Origin of the sequence: Amycolatopsis echigonensis (genome assembly GCF_014174495.1) — a bacterium.
Classification (GTDB): Bacteria; Actinomycetota; Actinomycetes; order Mycobacteriales; family Pseudonocardiaceae; genus Amycolatopsis; species Amycolatopsis echigonensis.
Genome location: NZ_JACJHR010000050.1, coordinates 38,532 through 62,901, shown reverse-complemented (window position 1 = coordinate 62,901; position 24,370 = coordinate 38,532). Strand labels below are relative to the sequence as shown.

General features: G+C 70.2%; 25 protein-coding genes and 1 pseudogene. 5 read left to right on the top strand and 21 right to left on the bottom strand.

The features are described 5' to 3' along the window. Window positions 1-4: 4 nt before the first annotated feature. From H5411_RS29500 to H5411_RS29470, 7 genes are all read right to left on the bottom strand, one after another. Window positions 5-889, bottom strand: a complete 885-nt coding sequence (locus tag H5411_RS29500) for an NUDIX domain-containing protein (protein ID WP_101434809.1) — start codon at window positions 887-889, stop codon at window positions 5-7. Between the two features lie 61 nt (window positions 890-950). Continuing rightward, window positions 951-1,877, bottom strand: coding sequence for an ROK family protein (locus H5411_RS29495; RefSeq protein ID WP_101434810.1), 927 nt, complete (start codon window positions 1,875-1,877; stop codon window positions 951-953). Window positions 1,878-1,892: 15 nt separating this feature from the next. Further along, window positions 1,893-2,375, bottom strand: coding sequence for a hypothetical protein (locus H5411_RS29490; RefSeq protein ID WP_101434811.1), 483 nt, complete (start codon window positions 2,373-2,375; stop codon window positions 1,893-1,895). Next, window positions 2,372-3,529: an ArsA family ATPase gene (locus H5411_RS29485; RefSeq protein ID WP_101434812.1), complete on the bottom strand. Its 1,158-nt coding sequence runs from the start codon at window positions 3,527-3,529 to the stop codon at window positions 2,372-2,374. The genes H5411_RS29490 and H5411_RS29485 overlap by 4 nt, the downstream gene beginning before the upstream one ends. Further along, a complete protein-coding gene (locus tag H5411_RS29480) occupies window positions 3,530-3,967 on the bottom strand; it encodes an SRPBCC family protein (protein WP_101434813.1) in 438 nt (145 codons plus the stop codon). A 27-nt stretch (window positions 3,968-3,994) separates the two neighbouring features. Further along, window positions 3,995-4,789 (bottom strand): metallophosphoesterase family protein, encoded by a 795-nt coding sequence (locus H5411_RS29475; protein WP_101434814.1) that lies wholly within the window; start codon window positions 4,787-4,789, stop codon window positions 3,995-3,997. A gap of 9 nt (window positions 4,790-4,798) precedes the next feature. Further along, complete coding sequence (locus H5411_RS29470) at window positions 4,799-5,209, bottom strand: polyketide cyclase / dehydrase and lipid transport (protein WP_101434815.1); 411 nt, start codon at window positions 5,207-5,209, stop codon at window positions 4,799-4,801. A 112-nt stretch (window positions 5,210-5,321) separates the two neighbouring features. Between H5411_RS29470 and H5411_RS29465 the strand changes: the two genes are divergently transcribed. Beyond that, a complete protein-coding gene (locus H5411_RS29465; protein WP_101434816.1) occupies window positions 5,322-7,118 on the top strand; it encodes an AMP-dependent synthetase/ligase in 1,797 nt (598 codons plus the stop codon). A gap of 201 nt (window positions 7,119-7,319) precedes the next feature. Here the strand turns inward: H5411_RS29465 and H5411_RS29460 are convergent, their stop codons facing one another. From H5411_RS29460 to H5411_RS29450, 3 genes are all read right to left on the bottom strand, one after another. Then, a complete protein-coding gene (locus H5411_RS29460) occupies window positions 7,320-7,793 on the bottom strand; it encodes a YbjQ family protein (RefSeq protein WP_101434817.1) in 474 nt (157 codons plus the stop codon). 27 nt (window positions 7,794-7,820) lie between these two features. After that, window positions 7,821-8,915: an FAD-dependent monooxygenase gene (locus tag H5411_RS29455; RefSeq protein WP_101434818.1), complete on the bottom strand. Its 1,095-nt coding sequence runs from the start codon at window positions 8,913-8,915 to the stop codon at window positions 7,821-7,823. A gap of 66 nt (window positions 8,916-8,981) precedes the next feature. Continuing rightward, entirely contained in the window at window positions 8,982-10,220 is a 1,239-nt protein-coding gene (locus H5411_RS29450) for an aspartate aminotransferase type Ic (RefSeq protein WP_101434819.1), read from the bottom strand. Between the two features lie 71 nt (window positions 10,221-10,291). Here H5411_RS29450 and H5411_RS29445 point away from each other — a divergent pair, with 71 nt between their 5' ends. The 4 genes from H5411_RS29445 to H5411_RS29430 all read left to right on the top strand — a co-directional run bounded on the left by H5411_RS29445 (window position 10,292) and on the right by H5411_RS29430 (window position 13,752). Further along, window positions 10,292-10,774, top strand: a complete 483-nt coding sequence (locus tag H5411_RS29445) for a hypothetical protein (protein WP_101434820.1) — start codon at window positions 10,292-10,294, stop codon at window positions 10,772-10,774. 44 nt (window positions 10,775-10,818) lie between these two features. Beyond that, complete coding sequence (locus H5411_RS29440; RefSeq protein ID WP_101434821.1) at window positions 10,819-11,964, top strand: GDSL-type esterase/lipase family protein; 1,146 nt, start codon at window positions 10,819-10,821, stop codon at window positions 11,962-11,964. Between the two features lie 272 nt (window positions 11,965-12,236). Beyond that, entirely contained in the window at window positions 12,237-12,785 is a 549-nt protein-coding gene (locus H5411_RS49835) for a MerR family transcriptional regulator (RefSeq protein ID WP_244194540.1), read from the top strand. Between the two features lie 25 nt (window positions 12,786-12,810). After that, window positions 12,811-13,752, top strand: a complete 942-nt coding sequence (locus tag H5411_RS29430) for a methylenetetrahydrofolate reductase (protein WP_101434822.1) — start codon at window positions 12,811-12,813, stop codon at window positions 13,750-13,752. On the opposite strand, the gene H5411_RS29425 is transcribed toward H5411_RS29430, so the two are convergent. The 11 genes and pseudogenes from H5411_RS29425 to H5411_RS29375 form a co-directional block, all read right to left on the bottom strand. After that, window positions 13,730-14,218 (bottom strand): hypothetical protein, encoded by a 489-nt coding sequence (locus H5411_RS29425; RefSeq protein ID WP_244194541.1) that lies wholly within the window; start codon window positions 14,216-14,218, stop codon window positions 13,730-13,732. The two genes, H5411_RS29430 and H5411_RS29425, sit on opposite strands and share 23 nt — an antisense overlap. Continuing rightward, window positions 14,215-14,753, bottom strand: a pseudogene (locus H5411_RS29420) (hypothetical protein). The gene H5411_RS29425 and the pseudogene H5411_RS29420 overlap by 4 nt, the downstream one beginning before the upstream one ends. Beyond that, window positions 14,753-15,994, bottom strand: a complete 1,242-nt coding sequence (locus tag H5411_RS29415; RefSeq protein WP_101434823.1) for an MCE family protein — start codon at window positions 15,992-15,994, stop codon at window positions 14,753-14,755. The pseudogene H5411_RS29420 and the gene H5411_RS29415 overlap by 1 nt, the downstream one beginning before the upstream one ends. Then, on the bottom strand, window positions 15,994-17,190 hold the full coding sequence (locus tag H5411_RS29410; protein WP_101434824.1) for an MCE family protein: 1,197 nt from the start codon (window positions 17,188-17,190) through the stop codon (window positions 15,994-15,996). Before H5411_RS29410 ends, H5411_RS29415 begins: the two co-directional genes overlap by 1 nt. Then, entirely contained in the window at window positions 17,187-18,383 is a 1,197-nt protein-coding gene (locus H5411_RS29405) for an MCE family protein (protein WP_101434825.1), read from the bottom strand. Before H5411_RS29405 ends, H5411_RS29410 begins: the two co-directional genes overlap by 4 nt. A gap of 34 nt (window positions 18,384-18,417) precedes the next feature. After that, window positions 18,418-19,449: an MlaD family protein gene (locus H5411_RS29400; RefSeq protein WP_167441850.1), complete on the bottom strand. Its 1,032-nt coding sequence runs from the start codon at window positions 19,447-19,449 to the stop codon at window positions 18,418-18,420. Beyond that, window positions 19,446-20,483 (bottom strand): MCE family protein, encoded by a 1,038-nt coding sequence (locus H5411_RS29395; RefSeq protein ID WP_101434827.1) that lies wholly within the window; start codon window positions 20,481-20,483, stop codon window positions 19,446-19,448. Before H5411_RS29395 ends, H5411_RS29400 begins: the two co-directional genes overlap by 4 nt. Continuing rightward, window positions 20,480-21,835 carry an MCE family protein gene (locus H5411_RS29390; RefSeq protein WP_101434828.1) on the bottom strand — a complete coding sequence of 452 codons (1,356 nt, stop codon included), beginning with the start codon at window positions 21,833-21,835 and terminating at the stop codon, window positions 20,480-20,482. The genes H5411_RS29395 and H5411_RS29390 overlap by 4 nt, the downstream gene beginning before the upstream one ends. Further along, window positions 21,832-22,692 carry an MlaE family ABC transporter permease gene (locus tag H5411_RS29385; RefSeq protein ID WP_101434829.1) on the bottom strand — a complete coding sequence of 287 codons (861 nt, stop codon included), beginning with the start codon at window positions 22,690-22,692 and terminating at the stop codon, window positions 21,832-21,834. Before H5411_RS29385 ends, H5411_RS29390 begins: the two co-directional genes overlap by 4 nt. A 1-nt stretch (window position 22,693) precedes the next feature. After that, window positions 22,694-23,485, bottom strand: coding sequence for an MlaE family ABC transporter permease (locus H5411_RS29380; RefSeq protein WP_101434830.1), 792 nt, complete (start codon window positions 23,483-23,485; stop codon window positions 22,694-22,696). Window positions 23,486-23,602: 117 nt separating this feature from the next. Next, window positions 23,603-24,367 carry a glucose 1-dehydrogenase gene (locus H5411_RS29375; RefSeq protein WP_101434831.1) on the bottom strand — a complete coding sequence of 255 codons (765 nt, stop codon included), beginning with the start codon at window positions 24,365-24,367 and terminating at the stop codon, window positions 23,603-23,605. Window positions 24,368-24,370 lie beyond the last annotated feature (3 nt).

Below are 24,370 nucleotides of genomic sequence, written 5' to 3'. Positions count from 1 at the left end.
GCGATCAGTGCCCTGGACGGCGTTCGCCCAGCTCCCGCAGCAACGTTCCCGGACCAAGCACCCGCGCGCCCAGCTCCCCGACCCGGCCCCGCAATTCGCGGTCCGCCGTCACCACCACGACATGATCATCCGGACGCTGCCGCGCCACGGCGGTCACCTCGACGATCTTCGAATCGCCGTCGGTCTCCGCCGCGACGACCTCGACGCCCGGGATCGGTTCCACTCCCCTGGCCTTGCCCTCGACCACCAGCACCACGCGAGGCCACCAGGACCACGCCGGTCCCGCGCCGATGCCCGCCACGTCGTCGCGCAGACCGCGTTCGGCGGGGGCGGTCAGCTGGTCGCGCAACCGTTCCGCGGCGCCGCGGCGGTCGCGCCACCAGCCGTCCGGGCGGGAGCCCATCACGTTCGCCGCGTCGACCACCAGGACCAGTTCCCGGCCCAGCTGCTCGCGCAGCACCGGCCAGGCGGCGGCGAAATCGCGGTGGAGGTCGAGCGCGGCCACCTCGTCCGGCGGGACCCAGCGCATCTCGGCGCTTTCCTCGTTCGCGACCTGGGCCTGCAACGCGCTGTCGGCCAGGCCGAGGACGGTGGTGTACTGCCATTCGCCGTGGTCGAGCACCGAAGCGGACATCGCGCGGAACGCCGACGCGGGGATGGCGGCTTCTTCCCACGCCTCCCGGGCAGCGGCCTCGGGCACCGTCTCGCCGGCTTCGAGCGCGCCGCCGGGCAAGGCCCACGTGCCGCCGTTGTGCACCCACCACGCACGTTGCTGCAACAGCACGCCGCGGCGGGGATCGCACAACAACAACCCGGCCGCGCCGAACGCGCCCCAGTGCTGCCTGCCGCAGGAACACCGCACGAAGCGGTTGGCGGTCATCGGCGTCACCCGGCCCAGCCTTCCACAGAACGTCGTGCGTGTTAATCCCGGCAAGAACCGTGATCAGCACTCACAACGTGTCCATCGCCAGCGCCGCCGCCCCGACGATCGCCGTGTCGTCCCCGAGGTGCGCCGTGCGGATCCGGGCCAACGGCCGGTGCCGCGCGCCGGTGATCGCCCCGGCGTAGTGCTCCCGGGCCTCGTCCAGAAACAGCGGCGCGGACTCCGACACTCCCCCGCCGATCACGATGATCTCCGGGTCGAAGACGTCCGCCACCAGCGCCAGTCCCTCGCCCAGCCATTTCGCCAGTTCTGCCATGGCGCGCAAGGCGATCGGGTCGCCGTCGCGAGCCGCGCGGGCCACTCGGCGGCCGGTGACCGAGCCGGGGTCGCCGGCGATTTCCCGCGACAGCACGGTGGAACGGCCGGGGTATCGCGCCAGCAGCTCGACCGCGGTCGCGGCCAGCGCCGTACCGCTGCAGTAGCGCTCCCAGCATCCGTACTTGCCGCACGGGCACGCGCGGCCGTCGCGCACCACGGTGAGGTGGCCGAGTTCCGGTGCGACTCCGTGCGCACCGCGGTAGATCTCGCCGTCCAGCAACAAACCCGCGCCGATTCCGGTGCCCAGCGCGACCAGCGCAGCCACCCTCGCACCGCGCGCGGCGCCGAAGCGGTGTTCGGCCACGACCGCCGAATTGACGTCGTGCTCCAGTGTCACCGACAGGCCGACGCGCTTCGCGATCCGGTCCGCCACCGGGGCGTTGCGCCAGGCGAGATGCGGCGCGAACATCACCGTGCGGCGGTCGCGGGCCACGAAACCGGCCACGGCCAGGCCGACCGCGGCGACGTCGTGCCGGTTGCGCAGGTCCTCGACGACCCCGGCGATGGCGTCTTCGAGCGCGTTCTCCTCGCTCGGCGTCCCGACGCGCGCCGTGTCGAGCAGCGAGCCGCGCTCGTCCACGACGCCGGCGCGCACGCTGGTGCCGCCGACGTCCACCCCTACGGTCAGCAATCAGTTCTCCCGCTCCGGCTGCCACTCCGCGCGCTTGCGGACGGCGATGTGCTGGACCCGCGACGACGGCTCCGAAAACGCTCCCGCCCCGGTCGGCGCGGGCGGATGCGCGGCGGGCCGGAACCCCGGCATGTGCACGCCCTCCTCCGGCTCCCACCGGTCCGCGAGCACCGCCCGCAGCAGCGCGACGAGCTGGGCGGCCTGTTCGAGGACCCTGGCCACGAACTCCGGCCGCTCACCGCGCACGACGGCGACGATCGCACACAGCGGGCACCACCCGCATCCCGAAGTGCTGTCCTCCACACCGGACGCGCCCGGCTCTTCGGGGCCGGTGCGGTCTCCGTGTCCGGCGGCCATGACGCCTTCCAGCCACGGCGCGGCGCGTTCGATCACCATCTCGACCAGCAGCCGGATCTCCTCGGCCAGCTTCAGGCCGTCGGAAAACGACCCCGCGTCGTGCTCTTCGCGGTGTTCTTCGCTCATCCGGGTTCCCGGTTCCCGGCCAGGCTGACCACCAGGCCGTCGGCGTCGGATTCCGCGCCGGTGATCCGGCACGGGCGCAGCGTCTCGGGCAGGGCGACGAGCCTGCGAAACCCGTCCACGGTGATCGCCAAGTCGTCGTCCACGCGGGCGAGGTCGACCGCCGAGTCCCTTTCCAGCGGGAGCGCGATCCGCAGCCGGAAGCCGTCCCCGTCCGGGGCGACGGACAACAGCGGCGTGACCGGTTTTCCGTTGCCGGACAACGGATCCCGGCTGCCGTACAGCTCGCGGGCCAGCTCGGCGAGCGCTTCCGCGCCCACCGGTTCGCTCGCCCGGTGCTCGACGCGGGCCAGCTCCTCCGGGCCGAATCCGGCCTCGGCCAGTTCCGCCAGCACCGCGTCCTGCTGCTCGCGCCGGGTGCGCAGCCACTTCGCCGCCGAACCGCGCCAGAACCCGGGCGCGGGCATGAGCCGGTTGGCGATCAGGCCGTCCACCGCGATGCCGCGCAGCGCGAGCGACGTGAGCGTGCGCCGGGCTTCGGCGACCACCACTCGTTCCGGTGTCAGCACCAGCCGCACAGTCGTCACGCGTGGGTCGGTGAGCAGCTCGCGCAGCGCGTCGAGATGCGCGCCGAGCCGCCGGACCGACGCCGCGACGCGCCGGTTGCCGAACACCCGGCCCAAGTAGCCCGACACGGCTTCCGGCAGGGAAAGCAACCGCAGCGTCTCAGCGGTCGGACCGCAGTCGACCACCACGGTGTCCCACGGCCCCTGCGAAGCCAGCCGTCGCACCTCGCTCAGCGCGAGCAGCTCGTCGACGCCAGGCAGCACGGTCAGCTCTTCCGCGTCCAGGACGTCCAGACCGGCCCCGGCCAGCACTTTCCGCAGTTCGCCGCGCAGCTCGTGCCAGGTGCGGTCAGCCAGCGCCCGGGAGTCCACCTGCGCCGCCCACAGACCGGGCGGCGTGCCGTCGCGGCGGAGGTCCACTTCGGAGGGTTCATTGCCGAGCGGCGTGCCGAACGCGTCGCCGAGCGAATGCGCCGGATCGGTGGACACGACGAGGGTCTTCCTGCCGCGGCCGGCCAGCGCGGCAGCGGTAGCCGCGGCGAGCGTCGTCTTCCCGACACCCCCCTTGCCGGTGAACAGCAGGATGCGCATCTAGCCCTCGGCCCTGCGCTTGAGCTCCTTGAGCGCCGTGTCCATGACCATCTTCTCCGCCTTGCGCCGCAGCAGGCCGATCATCGGCAGGGCCAGCTCCACCGACAGCGTGTAGGTGACGCGGGTGCGCCCGCCGCCGAGCGGTTCGAGCGCGTACCGGCCGTTCTGCGCCTTCTGCATCTGGCCCTTGACCAGATGCCAGCTGACTCCGAGACCGGATTCGTCCCAGTCGTACTCGAGCGTGTACACGTCCTTGATCGGCCCGGCGTCGAGGGTGAGCTTCACCTGCTTCGCCCGGCCCGCGTCGTCGGTCGCGAGCACCTCGGTCTCGCGGACCGCCTTGGCCCACTCCGGGTACGCGGGGAAATCGGAGATCACCGACATCACCCGTGCGGGCTCGGCGTCGACCTCGATGGACTGCGTGGACTGCTCGGCCATGGGACGAAGCGTAGCCGGAGAGCACAGTCACCAGCGCAGCACGTAGGGCTGCCCGGTCTCCTTGAAGTGACCTACGTTACGGCACTCGGTGTGCCCGACCCGGCGCCGCACGGCCAGCGGCTGGTGCACGTGCCCGAACACCGACCAGCGCGGACGCTGCCGCTGGATCAGGTCCAGCAGCGCCTTCGACCCGAGTTCGGCACGGCGCGCGACCACGTCGTAGGTCAGTTCGGGCACCGCGGGCGGGATGTGCGTGCAGAGGACGTCGACCTCCTCCAGCAGCGAAACCGCCGCGTCGAACTCCTCGCGCGCCCGCAGGTACGGCCGCCACGCCGCGCCCTTGCGCGGACGCGGGAGCACGCCGTCGGGCAGCACCGCGCCGCCGGCGAAGCCGAACCGCAGGCCGCCGATGGAGACGACCTCGCCGTCGACCAGGTGCACGCCCTCGCCGGCGAAGTCCGGCCACGCCGACGGAGCGTCGACATTGCCGGGGATCGCGTACGTCGGCGCGGTCATCGAGGCGAACAACGTGGAGTACTGCTCCCGGATCGCTTCGTCGACCGCAGCGGCCGGATCGTCCAGGGTGGCCCAGAGCGTGCGCGAGTAGGCGACCGTCTCGTCCCTGGTGCCTTCGCGGCGCAGGCGGGCGAACTCGCCGACCTTCTCCGCGCCGAACAGCACGCCCATGATGCCTTTGTCGTGGTCGTGGTAGTCGACGAAGTCGAGCAGGTCGCCGAGCACGACCAGCGCGTCCGCCCCGTCCCCCGCCCGCTTCAGCGCGTCGGCGTTGCCGTGCACGTCCGAAACGACGTGAACCCGCACAAGAGCCTCCTACTCGACGGTCCGGGGCGGAACCCCCGGCTCGCGCCCGTCCTCGAGGATCTCCTTCAGCCCCAGCGCCACGTCCTTCGCCGCGCGCGCCCGCCGGTCGAATTCGCGGCGCAGTTCGCGCGGGCTCAGCTCGCGCGGGACGCCGCGGGGACCGGCCGGCGTGGCCCGCAGGAAGTAGTGCAGGACGGTGCCGTCGAGAACGGGTTCCAGCCAGACCTCCATGGTACCGATCAAGGCGCCCGTGACGGTCCAGCGCAGTCCCTTGTCCCCCCGGTCGGTGTAGACCCGCAACTCCAGGTCGGGCCAGTACCGCCGCCACGAGCGCGGGTCGGCGAACGCCGCCGCGACGGTGGACGGGGGCACCACGAGGAAGGTCTCGTCGACGAGATCGAGAGCTGGTGGTTCGTGCACCCGGACACGATGTCACGACCTCGCCGCGCGCCCCGTGCCAGCATGGTCTTAAGGTCTACGGCACGCTAAGTTGACTGGCGGGTAACCGCACGCGTCGAACACGGAGGTCCACGTGCGCGAATACAGCGCCCCCGCCGGGAAACCGGTGACCGACGACGAGAACCTGGCCGATGTCGTCTGGGCGAACGCGGAGCGGTTCTCCGACGTGGTCAGCTTCCGCAGGCAGGTCGAGGGCACCTGGCTCGACGTGACCGCGAAGGACTTCGCCGACCAGGTCGCGGCCGTGGCCAAGGGCCTGATCGCGGCGGGCGTCGGGCACGGCGACCGGGTCGCGCTGATGTCGAAGACCCGCTACGAGTGGACGCTGGTCGACTTCGCGATCTGGGCCGCCGGCGCGATCACCGTGCCGATCTACGAAACGTCTTCGCCCGAACAGGTGTACTGGATCCTTTCCGATTCGGCGGCCAAGGCCGTCGTCGTGGAGACCTCCGCGCACCGGAAAGCGGTCGAGGAGGTCAGCGGGCGGCTCAGCACACTGGAGCACACCTGGCAGATCGAGGGCGGCTCCCCCGCGGTCGACGAGCTGACCGCGCTGGGCGCCGAGGTCTCCGACGAGGACCTGCACACCCGCCGCCGCGGCGTGACCGCGAACGAGACGGCCACCATCGTCTACACCTCGGGCACCACCGGGCGGCCCAAGGGCGTCGAGCTGACCCACCGGAACCTGCTCGCCGAGATCCGCGCGGACATCGAGGCCTTCCCGGAGCTGATGGAGCAGGGCAACTCGCTGCTGTGCTTCCTGCCGCTGGCGCACATCCTCGCCCGCGCGATCGCGATCACCGCGCTCACCGCCCGCGTCACTCTCGGCCACACGCCGGACGTGAAGAATCTGGTCCCGGACCTCGGCACCTTCCGGCCGACGTTCGTGGTCGCCGTGCCGCGCGTGTTCGAGAAGGTCTACAACACCGCCAAGCAGAAGGCGCACGCCGACGGCAAGGGCAAGATCTTCGACGCCGCCGAGGCCACCGCGGTCGCGTACAGCGAGGCGCAGGAAAAGGGCGGCGCCGGGCTCGGCCTGCGCGCGAAGCACCTGATGTTCGACAAGCTGGTGTACGGCAAGCTCCGCGCCGCGCTGGGCGGCCGCTGCATCGCCGCGGTGTCCGGCGGAGCCCCGCTCGGCGCACGGCTGGCACACTTCTTCCGCGGCATCGGCGTGCCGGTGTTCGAGGGCTACGGCCTCACCGAAACGTCCGCCGCGGCGAACGTGAACACCAGCGCGGCGTTCCGCGTCGGCACCGTCGGGCGTCCGGTCGCGGGCACCTCGGTGCGCATCGCCGAGGACGGCGAGGTCCTGCTCAAGGGCGACGTCGTGTTCGGCCGGTACTACAACAACCCGGAGGCGACCGCGGAAGCTCTCACCGACGGCTGGTTCCACACCGGCGATCTCGGCGAGCTGGACGAGGAAGGCTTCCTCAAGATCACCGGCCGCAAGAAGGAGATCATCGTGACGGCGGGCGGCAAGAACGTCGCCCCGTCCGGGCTCGAGGACACCATCAAGGCCGCGCCGCTGGTGAGCCAGGTGATGGTGGTCGGCGACCAGCGGCCGTTCATCGCCGCGCTGGTGACGATCGACGAGGAGTACTTCCCGGCCTGGAAAGCCCAGCACGGCAAGCCGGAAGCGGCGACGGTCTCCGAACTGGCCGACGACGCGGACCTGCGCGCGGAGATCCAGGCGGCGGTCGACGAGGCGAACAAGCAGGTGTCGCACGCGGAGGCGATCAAGAAGTTCACCGTGCTGGCGAACGACTTCACCGAGGCGGGCGGCGAGATCACGCCGAGCCTGAAGCTGAAGCGGAACGTGGTGAACAAGAACTACGCCTCCGACATCGAGGCGCTGTACCGGAAGTGACCCGGACGAAAGAAGGCCCGCACCATTCCCGGTGCGGGCCTTTTTCGTCCGTCACGCCTTGGCCGAGTCCTTCGTCTCCGCGATCAACGGGTTGCGCACCGGGGCCGCTGTCCGGGGCGGAGAAGACGTTTTCCGGCCTCGCCCGCTAGCGCCAGTGCATCCACCGGACGGCCGGACGCACGGGCAAGCCTGCCGTGGCGCTCAGGCCTGCGGCGGCTGAGCCTGGTATTGCTGCTGCGGCGCCTGCGCGTACTGCTGCGGGGCCTGCTGCTGGTGCGGAGCCTGCTGCTGGGGCGCCTGCTGTTGCTGCTGCTGCGGAGCGCCCTCCGGGACCACGTACACCGCGGTGCCGTACGCGGCGATTTCGCTGGCCGTGCCGGCGATCTCGTTGCAGTCGAAGCGCAACGCCAGCACCGCGTTGGCCCCGTGCTGCATGCCTTCCTGGCACAGCCGGAAGAGGGCTTCGTGGCGCGAGTCGGACAGCAGCTTCGTGAGCCCCTTGAGCTCGCCGCCTCCCATCGCCTTGAACCCGGAGCCGATGTTGGAGAACATGTTGCGGCTGCGGACGGTGAGCCCGAAAACCTCGCCGAACACGCGGACTACGCGGTACCCGGGCAGATCGTTCATGGTCGACAGCAGGATCGGGAACTGCTGAGGTGGCGCGGCTTGAGTCATGCGCGGATCGTATCGTCGGCGGGCCGCTCACGCTGTGATTCGCGCGGTCCAGTCCAGATGATGCCGGTATGCCCAGCCTCGCTCGCCGCCGACGTCCTGGCCCGCGCTGGCCGCCACGAGCTTCTCGACCCGGGCGCGCCGCAGCCGGTCGTAAGCGGCGAACGCGGCGGGCGCGTCCGGCAGATCGCGCAGGCACTGGCCGAGCACCACCGCGTCTTCCAGCGCCATCGAGGCGCCTTGCCCGGCCGCCGGGGAGGCTGCGTGCGCGGCGTCTCCGGCCAGGACCATCGACGACGTCGACCACACGCGGGTGGTCGGCAGGTCGTAGGAGTGGCCGCCGTGCACGTCGTCGCCGGTCGCGGCCACGATCGCGGCGCACGGCAGCGGGTCGTCCGCGAAGGCGGCATGGGTGAACTCGCGCCAGCCTTCCGGGGTGACGGCGGCGATCTCGGCGCGCGAGCGTTCGCGGTCGGGGACGCGCGCGAACCAGTACGTCGCGCCGTCCGGGTCGGTGGTGTAGCCGAACGCGGCGCGGCTGCCGCGGAACATGCGGTAGATGCCGGGCGCGGCGGGAAGACCTTCGGCGCGGGTGTAGCCGTAAACGACGGTCAAGCCGGTGAAGCGCGGCGGCTCGGCGTCGGGGTCGATGAGCGTGCGGACGACGGAATGCAGACCGTCCGCGCCGACGAGCAGATCGCCGGACGCGGTGGTGCCGTCCTGGAAAGTGGCGGTGACGCCGTCGGCGGCGGAGACCAAGCGTTTGCCGTGGACGATCTCGATGCCCCGCCGTTCCGCTTCTTGTTGCAGCGCACGGTAAAGCGCCGCGCGCGTGAGAGTGCGCGGGCCGTCGAGTTCCGGGTCGAACTCGTGCGCGCCGAGCGTGGTTCCGTCCGGGCCGACGAGCTCCATGCCGGTGGAAGCGAAGGACGCCTCGATCACCGGGGTGTCGGCGTCGATTGCCCGCAACGCGTTCATGCCGTTGTGCATCACGACGAGAAACGCGCCCGCGTCCGCTCCCCCGCTGGGATGCGCCTCGTACACGACCGGCTCATGCCCGGCGAGCCGCAGCGCCATCGCCGTGACCGTGCCCGCGACTCCGCCGCCGGCGATCAAAACCCGCATCGTGCCCCCCTGGATACGACTGTGCCGCCGCCACCGTAGCGGGTGGCGGCGGCACAGACCGGTCGATCAGGCGCGCTGGGCGACCGCGAGCCGCACGCAGACGGCGAGGGCGCGGACGGCCTCCTCCACCTCGGCCAGCTCGGGGAAGGTCGGCGCGATGCGGATGACCGCGTCGGCCGGGTCGTTGCCGTACGGGTGGGTGGCCCCGGCCGGGGTCAGCGCGACGCCCGCCTCCTTGGCCAGCCGCACGACCTCCTTCGCGGTGCCCTCGGGCACGGTCAGCGAGATGAAGTAGCCGCCGGTCGGCTTGGTCCAGGACGCCAGGTCGCTCAGCTCCTCGGTGAGGATGCGGTCGACGGCGGCGAACTTGGGCGCGATCAGCTCCGCGTGCTTGCGCATCAGCGCGCGGACGCCGTCGGCGTCCTTGAGGAACAGCGCGTGGCGCAGCTGGTTGACCTTGTCCGGGCCGATGGTGCGCTTGCTGAGCACGCTCTGCCACCAGGCGAGGTTGGCCTCGGACGCGCCGAAGAACCCGACGCCCGCCCCGGCGAAGGTGATCTTCGAGGTGGAGCCGAACACGAACGCGCGGTCCGGGTTCCCGGCCTCGGCGCAGAGGGCGAGGATGTCGGCCAGCTCCGGCTCGTCGTCGGTGAGGTGGTGCACCGCGTAGGCGTTGTCCCAGATGATCCGGAAGTCCGGCGCGGCGGCCGGCATCGCGGCGAGCCGTCCGGCGACCTCGGCGCTGAAGGTGACGCCGGTCGGGTTGGAGTACTTCGGCACGCACCAGATGCCCTTGACCGCGGCGTCCTCGGCGACGAGCCGCTCGACGACGTCCATGTCCGGGCCGGTCTCGGTCATCGGCACCGGGATCAGCTCGATGCCGAACCGCTCGGCGAGCGCGAAGTGCCGGTCGTAGCCGGGCACCGGGCACAGCATCGCGATGCGGGGCTCGTCGGCCCAGCGGCGCGGCGCGCCCGGCAGGGTGCTCAGCATCGCCTGCGCGATGGTGTCGTGCATCAGCTCCAGGCTGGAGTTGCCGGCCGCGAACAGCTGGTCCACCGGCACCTGCAGGGCGCCGGCGAAGACGCGGCGCAGCTCCGGCAGCCCCTTGAGCCCGCCGTAGTTGCGGGTGTCGGTGCCGTCCTCGGCCTTGTACTGGCCGTTCGGCAGCGTCAGGAGATCCGCGGAGAGGTCGAGCTGCCGGGGCGACGGCTTGCCGCGGGTGATGTCCAGGGACAGGCCGCGCTCGACCAGCGCGGCGTAGTCGCGACGGGCAGTGTCGACATCGACAGGAGCTGTGGTCATATCACCACGCTAAACCGCTCGCGCAACCCAGTTCGGGTGACCCCCGGCTCCGGTGGGCTAGCGTGGGGCGCGTGCGGTACCTGGTGCATGCCGAGCAACGGCAGTTTTCCTTGCGGGACAAGGACGCCTGGCGTCCCGGCGACGGCGGGTGGACCGACGAGGCGGTGTCGGAGCACCGCGTCGCGGTAGAGCCGTCGTCGCTCTCCGTGGCGACCGCGCGGTCCGACTGGGTCGAGGTCGACGTGTCGGTCGCCACGTCCGCGCCGCCAGTGCTGCCGGACGCGTCCCACGTGGTGGAAGCCGATCTCGACGTCCCCGGCGGCGAGGCGACGCTGGCCGGTCCCGCCGATTACGCCGGCCGGGAGCACCGGATCGCGGTCCCGCCCGGCCGGTACCGGGTCCGAGTGTCCTATGTGGAGAGCGGGCCGCCGGACGCGGAATGGCACGACCACGAGTTCGGCGAGCATTTCCGGTACGTGCTGGACCTGTGGCCGTCCGCCGAGGCCGCCCCGGTCGCCGTGGTGCGCCAGGGCGCCGGGGTCTGGGACGGCTGATATCCCGTTGGCGGCGCGCCGCCGCGGACGGCAGACTCGGCGGCATGCAGTGGATCACCACCGAGATCGGCGAAGAGTTCGTGCGCGGTGCACTCGAGCTGGAACGCACGCCGCAGGGCTTGCTGCCGCACCGGCTGACCGCACGCGCGCGGGCGCAGAACACCGACAGCAGGCTCGCGATGGCCGAGACCCAGCCGTCCGGCGTGCGCTTGGCGTTCCGGACCGAGTCGAGCGCGATCGAACTGGACACCCACCGCACGAAGGTCGGCTATGTCGGCGTGCCGCCGCTGCCGGACGGCGTGTACGAGCTGGTGCTGAACGGGCGCCCGGCAGGGTCCGCGACCGTCTCCGGCGGCGACGAACTGATCCTCGACATGATGACCGGCGCCGGCGAAACCCGCCCCGGCCCGTCCGGCACGGTCCGCTTCTCCGACCTGCCTTCCGGCGTCAAGGACGTCGAGATCTGGTTGCCGTACAACGAAACCACTCGGCTGCTGGAACTGCGCACCACCGCGCCGGTCACTCCGCTGCCGCCCGCGCGACGCGTCTGGCTGCACCACGGCAGCTCGATCAGCCACGGCACTGGTGCGGCGGGCCCGTCGCAGACGTGGCCCGCGCTGGCCGCCGCCGCTGCCGGGGTGGACCTGATCAACCTGGGCTTCAGCGGGAGCGCTTTGCTGGACCCGTTCACCGCGCGGGCGATGCGGGACACGCCCGCGGACCTGGTGAGCGTGAAGCTCGGGATCAACGTGGTGAACGCGGACCTGATGCGGCTGCGCGCTTTCGGCCCGGCCGTGCACGGGTTCCTGGACACGATCCGGGAGGGGCATCCGGACGTTCCGCTGGTGGTGATTTCGGCGCTGCTGTGCCCGATCCACGAGGACACGCCGGGTCCGGGCGCGCCGGACTTCAGCAGCGGAACGCTCAAGTTTCGCGCGACCGGCGACCCGGCCTCCGTGGCGGAGGGGAAGCTGACGTTGAAGGTGATCCGGGAAGAACTGGAACGGGCCGTTCGCGCTCGGGAAGATCCGGCGTTGCATTACGTGGACGGGCTTTCGCTGTACGGAGAAGAGGATTTCGCCGCACATCCGCTGCCGGACGCGCTGCACCCGGACGCGGCTACGCACCGGTTGGTGGGAGAACGGTTCGCGAAGCAGGTCTTCGGGGACGGCGGTCCGTTCGCGGAGTGAGCCCGGTGGCCTCTTGCTGTCGCGATCCTCGCCAGCGTCCGCCGAAGGTCCGTGAAGGGCTCCTTGCGGGAATCTGATTCCCGCAAGGAGCCCTTCACGGACCGCCTCGCCCGGACCGGTCCGGAGACGTCCGCGTCCAGCGTCACCGCGGCGGTGCAGGCGGCGGTGTCCGCGACGGTCGTGAAATCGCAGGGCTGGTCGCCGTCGCCCCAATAGCTGAACGTTCCCTTCTCCCAGTCCACGATTTCCAGGAACGGCGCGGTCATCACCTCGTGAAACGCTCCGCTGAGGACGGACGTCACCTGAACCCCGGCGCCCGCGAACGCCTGCACCGCCGAGACGACCACGTCCACGCCGTCCAGCGCGCGGTCGGGGCGTTCGAGCGTGCCCGGCACGATTTCCGCTCCCCGTTCCTTCAGCGTCCGCGCCGCTTCGGCCCCCGCGCTCCCAGGCCGGACCAGCGCACGCACCTGCGCGCCGCGGCGCAGCAGGCTCGCAGCTGTCCCAGCGGACCGGCGTCGACGAGCAACTCCTGCGGTACTACGAAAAACAGGGCCTGCGCCCCGAACGGCTACCGCGACTACGCGGAGGCCGACGCCGGAGCGGTGCGGCGCATCCGGGAACTGCTCGCCGCGGGCCTGCCGACCGCGACCATCGCCGAGATCGGCTCGTGCGTGCGGGACGAGCCGCTCACGCCCGCCTGCGACGGGGTGCTCGAAAAGCTGCGCGGCGAACGCGACCGCATCGACGCGCCGCTGGCCCGGCTCCAGTCGTCCCGCGCGGCGCTGGACACAGTGATCCAGCGCCGGGCCGCGACCTGACGGTCCCGGCTGCTAACTTCCGCCCATGGCGGACCACACTCTCCAGCAGCTGCTGACCAGCCCCGACCGCGGCGTCCTCCTGTTCGGCATCACCCCGCCCCGCCTCAGCACCTCCCCGGAGCGGATCCAGGAGATCACCGCCGCCACGCTGGCGCGGCTCGGTTCCCTCGACGTCGACGGGCTCGCCCTCTACGACATCGACGACGAGAGCGACCGCAACCCGGACGAGCGGCCGTTCCCCTACCTGCCGACCCTCGACCCGGCCGTCTACCACGCGGACTATCTCAGCGAGTGGGACCGTCCGGCGGTCATCTACCGGTGCGTCGGCAAATACCCCGAGGCCGAGCTGCGGGAGTGGCTGCGGGCCGCCGACACCGACCGCGTGCTGTCCGTCTTCGTCGGGGCGTCTTCCCAGCACAAAGAGGTGCACACGAGCCTGCCCGAAGCGCAGGCGCTCCGCCGGAACGTCCGGCCGGACCTGCTGCTCGGCGGCGTCGCCATCACCGAACGGCCCGACGAGCACCTGCGGCTGATCGCCAAACAGCAGGCAGGCTGCGCGTACTTCATCTCGCAGGTGATCTACAGCACCGACGCGGCCAAGAGCATGGTCTCCGACTACTTCTACGCCTGCCGCGAGCAGCAGCTCGAACCCAAACCGGTCCTCTTCACCCTCTCCGTCTGCGGTTCGGCGAAAACGCTGGCGTTCCTCAAGTGGCTCGGCGTCCACGTCCCCCGCTGGCTGGAGAATTCCCTGCGCCACGCGGACGACACGCTGGCCGAGTCGTACGAGCAGTGCCTGGCGAACGCCCGCGAGCTGGCTGCCTTCTGCCGCAAGCTCGGGATGCCGTTCGGCTTCCTCGTGGAGAGCGTCTCGATCCGCAAGGTCGAGATCGAGGCGTCGGTGTCTCTCGCGAAAGACGTCGGCGCACTGCTCGACCGGACGGTTACAGCGGATCCAGCGCGGTGATCTTCCACTGCCCGTCGGTGCGATGCGCGGTCACCGACAGCTGTCCCACCGACGACTGAGGCGCGCCACCACCGGGCAGGATCGTTTGCTGGTCAAGGAAAAGCAGCAGGCTCGCGTCGTCGCCGTGCAGGGAGCGGACCCCGATCGCGCGCACTGTCGTTGTCCGGACGAGCTTTTCGTTCGTCGCGCGTTGGCGTGCCGCGGCGAATTGGCTTTGGTACTGCCCCACCGCCGAGCCGGTCAGCACGTCGGCCGCGGCGCGAGCCGTGCGGTCCAGGTTCGCGTAGTCGTACGAAAAAACTGCCTTGACCGCAGCGCTGACCTGGTCGGCGACCTGCGAAGTGGCTGCGGTGTCGACCATCGCCTCGTCGTCCTCCGGGTGCAGCAGCGACGCCTGCACCCCGAACCACACCGCGCACGTCAGCGCGACCCCGAGCACGCCGGCAGCGATCGTCCGCCGGTTCACGAGCCCACCGCCTGGACGCCGCCGATCTTCCACGTCTCGCCGTCTCGCGCGAAGTCCACGGCCAAGCGCGCCTGCTTCGCCGAAGGAGCGCCATCGCCGGTGCTCACGCGGACGTTCAGGACCGCGATCAGCCGCGCCGTGCCCGCGGCGGGGTTCAGGTCGGTGACCGCGGCCTGCACCAGGGAAGCCGTCGACACGGTTCTGGTGCGTTTCGCGCGGTCGATCTGCAGTTGCCGGTCGCCGGAGAGGTCTTTGCCGTACTGCCCGGTCGTCGCGGCGATCCAGCGTCCACGTCGACCGCGCTGGTGCGGTAGTCGATCGTGTTGAGCGTGACCAGCTCGGTGCTCGCGGCGGCCAGCACCGCGTCCCGGGCGCGGCCGCGGGCGAGGCCGTCGTCATGCGCCGCGCTCCACCACGACCAGCCGAACCACGCGGCGGCCAGCACCGCGACGACGGCCAGCACGGTCAGCACCCGTCCGTTCCGCAAGGACTGCGCCGGGACGACCTCGTCCTTCTCCGCGGTATCCACAGCCATCACGAACCGCCCAGCAACGCGCCGAGCCCGCCCTTCGGCGGCGCGCTCAGCTGCCCCAGCAGACCCGGCAACTGCTGCTGCGAACCCTGGTCCGAAGGCGCGGAAGCCTGGGGCGCAGCCGGAATCGCGGGCGGCTTCCCCGCGTACGGCGCGTTCTGCGCGCCCCGAACCTCGACCGGGCTGCCCGGCGGCTCCGCGCAGTAAGCGTTCATGTTGACCGGCGCTTCGCTCGTGTCGTTGGCCGGGCGCTGTTTCGTGCCCTCGTAGCCCTTCGTGCACGAATGCGGATCGAAGAAGTTGAACACCACGCCCAGATGCCCGGTGCCGTCCGGCGAAGTCGACGGCGAGAACGCCGAGATCACCGGATACGCCACCAGCAGTTCCTCGATCGCGTCCTTCCGCATCGAGGTGACCTGCGCGGTGGTGAGCGAGTTCGCGAACAGCACGCCGAGATCGGTCCCGGAAGTCGCGAGCACGTCGCTGATCTGCCGGCTCAGCTGCGGTGCTTCGTCGATCACCTTGCGGATGGCCGGATCCGACGACTTCAGCTGCCCGGCGATCGTCTTCAGCCCGGACGCGAACGCCGTGATGTTCTGCGCCTGCCTCTCCTGCGTCGCGAACACCGTGCGGGAATTCGCCAGCAGCCCTTGCGTGTCCGGCACGTATTGCGCGGCCGTCGCGGTGAGCGAACTGGTGCTGTCCAACAGTTTCTGCAGCTGCGGCCCGGAACCGGCGAACGCGTCGTATGTCTCGTCCACCACGGTCTTCAGCGACTCCGGATGGACGCTCGCGACCAGGCCGTCGAGATGCGACAGGACGGAATCCGGCGTCGCGGGGAGCGACGTGCGGTCCTGCGTGATCACCGCTCCGTCCTCCAGGTAAGGCCCGGACTCGCGGTCGGGCAGCAGGTCCACGAACTGCTCCCCCACCGCCGACCGGTTCGCGACCTGGGCGTGCAGCGCGGACGGGATGTCCGGGCCGCCCGAGTCGATGTCGAGCCGGACGTCGATGCCGTGCGGGGTGAGCGTCATGTCGCCGACCCGGCCGACCGTGACACCGCGGTAGGCGACCTCGGAGTTGACGAAAATCCCGCCGGAGTCGGGCAGCTGGAGCGTCACGTGGTAGCCGCGGTTGCCGAAGATCCGGTCGAGACCGGCGTAATGCCCGCCCGCGTACGTGACCGACACGACGGCGATCACGAAGAACACCAGCAGCTGGATCCGGATTTTGCGCGTGGTCATCAGCCGCCTCCCCCCAGACCGCCGAGCAACCCGCCCAGCACCCCGCCGTACCCCGGCTTCGTGCCGCCCGCGGGCGGCGGGGTGGCGGGCAACGGCAACGGAAGCTGCGGCGTCCCTTGCCCGGCAACGGGAGGAGCGCCGCCGGTCGCGGGCGTCGTCGGCAACTGGAACGGCGGCTGCGACGAGTTCGTGAAGTTCTGCACCAGCTTGTCGAGATCGAGGTTGACCCGCGCGTCGACGTTCGCGTAGTCGCCCTTGATCACGTTGCCCGCGTAGTCCGGGAACGGGTAGGTGAGCAGGATCTGCAGCGCGTGCGGCAGATCCTGGCCCGCCGCGCTGAGCTGGCGCAGCGTCGGCTCCAGCGCCTTGAGGTTCGCGACGAGCTGGTCGCGGCTGCGGTTCACCGTGTCCACCGCGACGCCGGACAGCTTGTTCAGCGCGTTCAGCATCCCCACCAGCTGGTCGCGCTGGTCCGCGACGATCTTCAGCCCGGGCGCGAGTTTGTCCAGCGCGGTGGCGAGGTTCTGCTTCTGCCCGGCGAGCGTGGTCGACAGCTTGTCCAGTCCGTCGATCGCGCGCAGGATCTCGCCCTTGTGCCCGTCCAGCTGGGTGGCCAGGTCGTCCACTCGGGACAGCAGCGCGCGCATCTGCGGTTCGTTGCCGGACAGCGCGTCGTTGAGTTCGTGGCTGATGTTCTGCAACTGGTCGACGCCGCCGCCGTTGAGCAGCAGCGACAACGCGCCCAGCACCTCTTCGATCTCCGGGTTGCGGTTCGTGCGGCCGAGCGGGATCTGCGCCCCGTCGGCGAGCTTGCCGGACGGCTTCTCCGCCGTCGGCGCGCTCAGCTGCACGAACTTCTCGCCGAGCAAGCTGGACTGGCGCAGTTCGGCGCGTGCGTTGGCGGGCAGCTGGACGTCGCCGTTCACCGTCATCGACACGAGCGCGGCGCGCGTGTCCGGGGTGAGCGCGATCCGGTCGATCCGTCCGACCGCGACGTCGTTCACCTTCACGTTCGCCTGCGGCACCAGGTCCAGCACGTCGGTGAACAGCGCGGTGACGTGGTACGGGTGGTCGCCGACGTCCGGGCCGCCGGGCAACGGCGTCGAGTACAGCCCGTTGAACCCGCCGTCGCTGCATCCGGCGAGCACCAGGACTCCGGCGAGCACGCCCGCCAGTCGTTTGCGGAGGCGGTTCACTTGGCGCCTCCGGGTTTCTGCGTCAGCACGTCCGACAGCGGCAGCGGCAACGGCGGCAGCTGGCCGTTCTCCAGCGAGTTGATCGCCTGCGGGATGGACGGCAGCTTCAGCGTGCCGTCGAGCACCGGCGCGAGCTTCTTGCAGATGCTGCCGAGCGTGTCCGGAATCGGCTTCGGCGTGCCCGCGCTGATCAGCCGGCACACGGTGAGGATCGGCGGGTTGGTGATCTCGTTCAGGTTGTCGCGCACCGCGATCGTGCCGGACGCCGCGTCGTAGGTGTTGATGAAGTTCGTCGCGCCGGTCGGCGCGATGTCGAGCACCTCGGCGAGCGCGGCCCGCTGGTCCACCAGCACCTTGGTGAGCGACGCCAGTTTGGCCACATTGGACGAAAGCCCGTTCTTGTTGTCCGCCACGAACTGCTTCACGTCCTGCAGCGACGTGGCCAGCGAATCGAGTGCGGCCCCGACGTCGTGCGAATCGTCGGCGAGGAATCCGCTGACGTCCGCGAGCCGCTGGTAGAACTCGTTGAGCTGACTGTCGCTCTGGGACAGCGCGGAGGTGAAGGAGTTCAGGTTCTTCACCGTGGAGAACAGGTCGTCCTTCGAATCGTCGAGCGTGCCGGCCAGTTCGGCCAGCCTGCTGACGGTCGAGTTCAGGTCCTTGCCGTTGCCCTTGAGGTTGGCCGCGGCGGTGTCGAGCAGATCGGAGAACGCGCCGTTTTTGTTGGCCCCGTTGGGTCCGAGCGCGGTGGACAGCTTGTCGAGGCTCGCGTAGAGGTCGTCCAGTTCGACCGGCGTCGCGGTTTTGTCGCGCGCCAGCACGGTTCCGCTCGCGAGCGTCGGACCGCTGTCGTAGGCCGGGGTCAGCTGGACGTACCGGTCGCTCACCAGGCTCGGCGAGACGACGACCGCGCCGACGTCCTTCGGGATGGGGACGTCGTCGTTCACCTTCATGTCCACGCGCACCGCTTGGCCCGCCGGAGTCACCGCGGTGACCTCGCCGACCGCGACGCCCAGCACTCGCACGGACGAACCGGCGTAAAGGCCGACGGTTTTCCCGAAGTACGCCGAGATTTTGGTTCCGCCGGTGTCGCGCAGCACGAGGTAGATGCCCGCGGTGAGCAGAAGCGCTGCCACACAAGCGAACCCAAGCCAGGTGACCAGACTTCGTCCGGCGCGAGTCTCAACAGTCATGACGCCTCCGCGGGAACACGAACGTCGGCGGTAGTCATCGGCCACCCACCCCCTGATCAGGCGCGGAGATCGGCGGCGTGCAGCCCTCCGGGTTGATCGACAGCCCGCCCGCCGTGATCGTCGGCGGCAGCAGGCCGCACAGGTACCCCTCGAACCAGCGCCCGTTGCCGGTCGCGTTCGCGCCGACCCGGGCGAACGGGGCCATCAGCTGCAGGCTCCGGTCGAGGTTGCCCTGGTTGCGCTGCAACACGTCGGTGACCTTCCCGAGCGCGGCGAGCGTCGGCCCGATCTGCGTGCGGTTGTCCGCGACCAGCCCGGACAGCTGCTGCGAAATCTGCTGCGTGCCCTTGAGCAGCGTGCTGATCTGCTCGCGGCGCTGCTGCAGCTCGGTCAGCAGCAGATTGCCGTCGCTGATCACCTGCTGCAACTGGGCGTTCCGGTCGGACAGCGTCTTCGAGATCTTGCTCGTGTTGGACAGCAGCGCGTGCAGATCGGCGTCGCGCGAGGACACCGTCTTCGACAACGCCGACAGCCCGGACAGCGTGTCCTTCAAGTACTGCGGACTGTCCTTAAGGGAATCCGACAGCGCGGTGAAGCTCTGCGCCAGCTGTTTCGTATCGATGTCGCCGACCGTCGTGGACAGCTGGTTGAACGCGTCCTGCAACTGGAACGGCGTCCGCGTCCGCTGCACCGGGATGGTGTCGCCGGGTGACTGGGTGCCGCCGCCCTTCGTGTCCAAAGCGAGGTACTTCTCCCCCAGCAGCGTCTTGATCTCGATCGAGGCCGTCGACGCGTCGCCGACCCGCACGCCCTTCACCCGGAACTTCACGAGCACCTGTTTGTGCCCCAGCTCCACCGAGGTCACCTGCCCGACCTTGACGCCGGCGACCTGCACCTCGTTGTCCGGCGCGAGCCCGGCGGACTCGGCGAACGCCGCGGTGTAGGTGGTGCCGTTGCCGAACATCGGGATGCTGTCGGAAAAGTACGTCACCGCGGTGATCAGCACGATGAGCACCAGCGTCACCGCGCCGACGCTGGCCTGGTTCCGGTCCTTCAGTCGTTTCACGGCCCACACCTCGGCGCGCGTTCGGTGCCGGGAATCGGCACGATCGGCAGCGTCACGTCGAGCGAGGAAACGCCGATGGTGCCTTCGATCCCGCACAGGTAGTAGTTGAACCAGCTGCCGTAGCTCAGGGTCCGGGTGAACTTCTCCAGGTTGCCCGGCAGCACCTGCAGCAGATGCTCGATGAGCGGCTGCGAATCGTTGAGGTTGTTCGACAGCTTCCCGAGCTGGGTCACGTCCTCCTGCACCGCGGGACGGGCGTCGGCGAGCAGCCCGGCGGTCGCGTTGGTCAGGTCGCCGAGCGCGCCCACTGCGTCGCCGATCGGCTTGCGCTGCTCGGCCAGCCCGCTCACCAGCCGCTGTGTCTGGTCGACGAGGTCGCCGAGTTGCGTGCCGCGCGCGTTGACCGTGCTGAGCACCTGGTTGAGGTTGTCGATGACCTGCCCGATCACCTTGTCCTTGCCCGCGATCGCCGTCGTGATCGACGCGGTGTGCGACAGCAGGCTGGTGATCGTGCCGCCCTCGCCCTGGAACACCTGCACGATCTCGGCGGAAAGCTGGTTGACCTCCTTCGGGTTCAGCGCCTTGAACAGCGGTTTGAACCCGTTGAACAGCACCGTCAGGTTCAGCGCCGGTTTCGTCCGCTCCGGCGGGATGGTGTCGCCGGGGGACAGCGTGCCGCCGCCATTGACGTCGGTGCCGAGCGAGAGGTAGCGCTGGCCGACGAGGTTGCGGTACTTGATGGTCGCGGTGGCGAGCGAGGGCAGCTTGTACGCCGATTCGACGAGGAACCGGACCTCGGCGTAGTTCTGCTCGCCCTGATCGACCCCGATGGTCTCGACCTGGCCGACCTTCACGCCGGAGATCCGCACGTCGTCGCCCGCTTGCAGGCCGGACGCGTCGGTGAACTTCGCGATGTAGGACGCGGTGCCGCCGAAGTTCGTGTTCGCGATCGTGGTGGCGAGGATCCCGGTGAGCAGCACGGTGACCACGGCGAAAATGCCGATCTTGACCAGCGCCGGAACGAACGACCTCATTTCAGCTCCACCTCCGCCCCGCGGTACAGCGGCCCGACCAGCAGCGCCGACCAGCCCGGCACGTTCTCCGGGCTGGTGTTCAGCGTCGGCGAGGCGAGCAGGTCGAGCAGCTTCTGCTCGTCGGCCGACCCGACGATGCTCGGCGCGCCGCCGGTCGATCCCGACCCGCCGGGCAGCGGGCCGTTGGTGAAGTCGCTCGGCAGCGTGCCGTCCGGATCGTGCGGCGGGGCGGGTTTGGTCGCCCCGTCCTTCACCGGGCCGTCCGGCGGATACTGCGGCCAGCGCCCGGGTTTCGGCACCTGCGGGTAGCAGCGCGGGCCGCGTTTGTCGTCGTACTTCGGCTCGTCGACGCCGGGCAGGTACTTGCCGCGGCTCGCCGAGAACTCGATCGTCACGCGGCTGACCTCCGGATGCGCGGTGCCCTTGCCGAACGCCAGCTCGGCGGTCGGCACCGACCCGGCGAGCTGCTTGAGCAGGCACGGGTATTCCGGCGCGTACTTCGCGAGCACGTCGAGCGTGGGCTGCACGGCGGTGGTGAGACGGATGATGTTGTCCTTGTTGACTTCCAGGAAGCGCGTCAGGTCGGTCGCGGTGCCGCTGACCGAGGAGTACAGATCGGTCAGGCCGCGCTGTTTCTCCACAATCGTCTGCGTCGTCGTGGTGAGGTCCGACAGCGCCTGCAGCGCGTCCGGGGCGGCCTTGTCGTAAATGCCGGAAACGTTGGCCAGCCCGGTGATGTCCGCCTTGAGGTCGGGCAGCGACGGGTTGAGCTGGCCGAGGTAGTCCGACAGCTGAGTCAGCGTTTCGCCGAGCTTCTTGCCGCGTCCGTCGAGCGCGGCGGACACGGCGTTGAGCGTGCTCGAAAGCTTCTCCGGCTGCACCGCCCGCAACAGCGGCATGACGTGGTTGAGCACCTGCTCCAGCTCGATCGCGGTGCTGCTGCGGTCCTGCGGGATGACGTCGCCCGCCTTGATCGGCCGCTGCGGCTGTTCGGGCAGCTGGAGCGCGACGTACCGTTCGCCGAACAGCGTTTTCGGCAGCAGCCGCGCCGAAACGTTCGCCGGGATCACGTCGGTCTTGTCCGGCTGCAGCGCCAGTTCGAGCTCCGCGTGGTCGCCGACCGCCCGCACGTCGCGGATCTCGCCGACGAGCATGCCGCGCACCTTCACGTCGCCGCCGACGCGCAGCTGGCTGCCGACGTGGTCGGTCTCCAGCTTCACCAGCGTCACCGGCGTGAACACCTTGCGGTACGCGGCGATCGTCGTCGTGAAGAACAGCGCCGCCACGACCAGGAAGATCAGCCCCAGCAGCTGGTACTGGAGCCGTTTGCGCAACTCTCGACGGGTACTCATCCGGATATCCGCACTGTCGTGTTCGCGCCCCAGATCGCGAGGCTCAGGAAGAAGTCCAGCACCGAGATCAGCACGATCGACGTCCGCACCGCGCGGCCCACCGCGATGCCCACCCCGGCCGGCCCGCCGGACGCGGTATAGCCGTAGTAGCAATGGGAAAGGATCACCAGCACGCTGAACACGATCACCTTCGCGAACGACCACAGCACGTCCTCCGGGGGGAGGAACAGCGTGAAGTAATGGTCGTAGGTGCCCGCGGACTGGCCGTAGAGCCAGATGGTGATCTGCCGCGACGCGAGATACGAGGACAGCAGGCCCACCGCGTACAGCGGGATCACCGCGGTGACCCCGGCGAGCACGCGGGTGGTGACCAGGTACGGCATGCTCGGCACGGCCATCACTTCGAGCGCGTCGATCTCCTCGGAGATCCGCATCGCGCCGAGCTGGGCGGTGAACCCGCAGCCGACGGTGGCCGACAGCGCGAGCCCGGCCGACAGCGGAGCGACCTCGCGGGTGTTGAAGTAGGCCGAAATGAACCCGGTGAGCGCGGCGGTGCCGAGCTGATTCAGCGCCGAATACCCCTGCAGGCCCACGATGAGGCCGGTGAAGAGCGTCATGCCGATCATCACGCCGAGCGTTCCGCCGATCACCGCGAGCCCGCCGGTGCCGAAGCAGACTTCGGTGAGCAGCCGCGTGGTTTCCCGGCCGTAGCGGCGGACGGTGCGCGGCGACCAGGCGAGCGCCCGGCCGTAGAACGACAGCTGCTTCCCGAGTCCTTCGAGACTCGCGCCGGGGCGCGCGATGATTTCGAGCGTCCGGTCGGACGCGCGGGTCTGCTCGATCGGTTCGGCCGTCATGTCACAACGCCTTCGGGGGCACGACTTTGAGGTACACGGCGGTCAGCACGACGTTGATGAGGAACAGCAGCAGGAAGGTGATCACCACCGCCTGGTTCACCGCGTCGCCGACGCCCTTCGGGCCGCCCGCCGGGTTCAGCCCGCGGAACGCGGCGACCACGCCCGCGACGAAGCCGTACAGGAACGCCTTGATCTCGCTGATCCAGAGGTCCGGCACCTGCGCGAGCGCGTTGAAGCTGGCCAGGTACGCGCCGGGCGTCCCGCCTTGCAGGACGACGTTGAAGAAGTAGCCGCCGAGCACGCCGACCACGCTGACCAGGCCGTTGAGCAGCACCGCCACCACGATCGCGGCGAGCACCCTCGGCACCACGATGCGCTGCACCGGGTTGACGCCGAGCACTTCCATCGCGTCGATTTCCTCGCGGATCTTGCGCGCGCCGATATCGGCGCAGACCGCGCTTCCTCCGGCCCCGGCCACCAGCAGCGCGGTGATCAGCGGGCTCGCCTGCTGCACGATCGCGAGCGCGCTGGCCGCGCCGGTGAACGACTGCGCGCCGATCTGCGTGGTCAGCGATCCGAGCTGCAGCGCGATGACGGCGCCGAACGGGATCGCGACCAAGGCCGTCGGCAGGATGGTCACGCTCGCGAAGAACCAGCACTGCTGGATCCATTCGCGGAATTGGAACGGGCGTTTGAAGATCGCCCGCAGGACCTCCCAGGACAGCGTGGCGAGCCGGCCGACCTGGGTCAGCGCCGCGGTGCCCGGGAGAGTGACCGAGCCGCTTCCGCCCACCGCACCTCCCAGTAGTCACCCCCGAGTCTTGCCCATCCCCGCCCGCCGATTTCGGTTAGCGGTGTTCACTCCCGTCCCTTCGGCCCCCAGTCGTCACCTTAGGCGCACCAGCACCGTTCACAGTTTCAACGCGTGGGTCGCGGTAGCCCCGCCGTCGGCGACGAACTCGCCGCCCGTGCAGTACGAACTCTCGTCGCTGCCGAGGAACACGAGCAGCGGCGCGATCTCGTCGGCGCGGCCGACCCGGCCGAGCGCGACCTTCTTGCCCACCCAGGACACGTCCACGTCCGCGCCCGCCGCGTCGGACACCATCTTCGTGTCGATCATGCCCGGGTGCACCGAGTTGACCCGGATCCCGCGCGCGCCCAGTTCCAGCGCGGCGACCTTGGTCATCCCGCGGATCGCGAATTTGGTCGCCGTGTAGGCGACGAGGAACGGCATCCCGGCCAGACCCTCCACAGAGGACACGTTGACGATGGAGCCGCCGCCGGCCCCGGCCATGGGTTCAACGACCGAGCGCATGCCGAGAAACGCCCCGATCTGGTTGATCCGCACGACGCGTTCGTATTCGGCCAGCGGCGTCTTCGCGAGCTCCGAAAAGTACAGCACCCCGGCGTTGTTGACCAGCACCGTCGGCGGCCCGAATTCGGTCACCGTGCGCTCGACCGCCGCGGTCCAGCCGTCCTCGTCGCTCACGTCGAGATGGCAGAACACCGCCGACGCGCCGAGTTCGGCGGCGAGCTCTTTGCCCTCCTCGTCCAGAACGTCGGCGATCACCACTTTCGCGCCTTGGGCGACGAACGCCCGCGCGGCGGCCGCGCCCTGTCCTCGGGCAGCGCCGGTGATGAGGGCGACCTTGCCGGAAAGCCGGTGCTCAGTCATGCG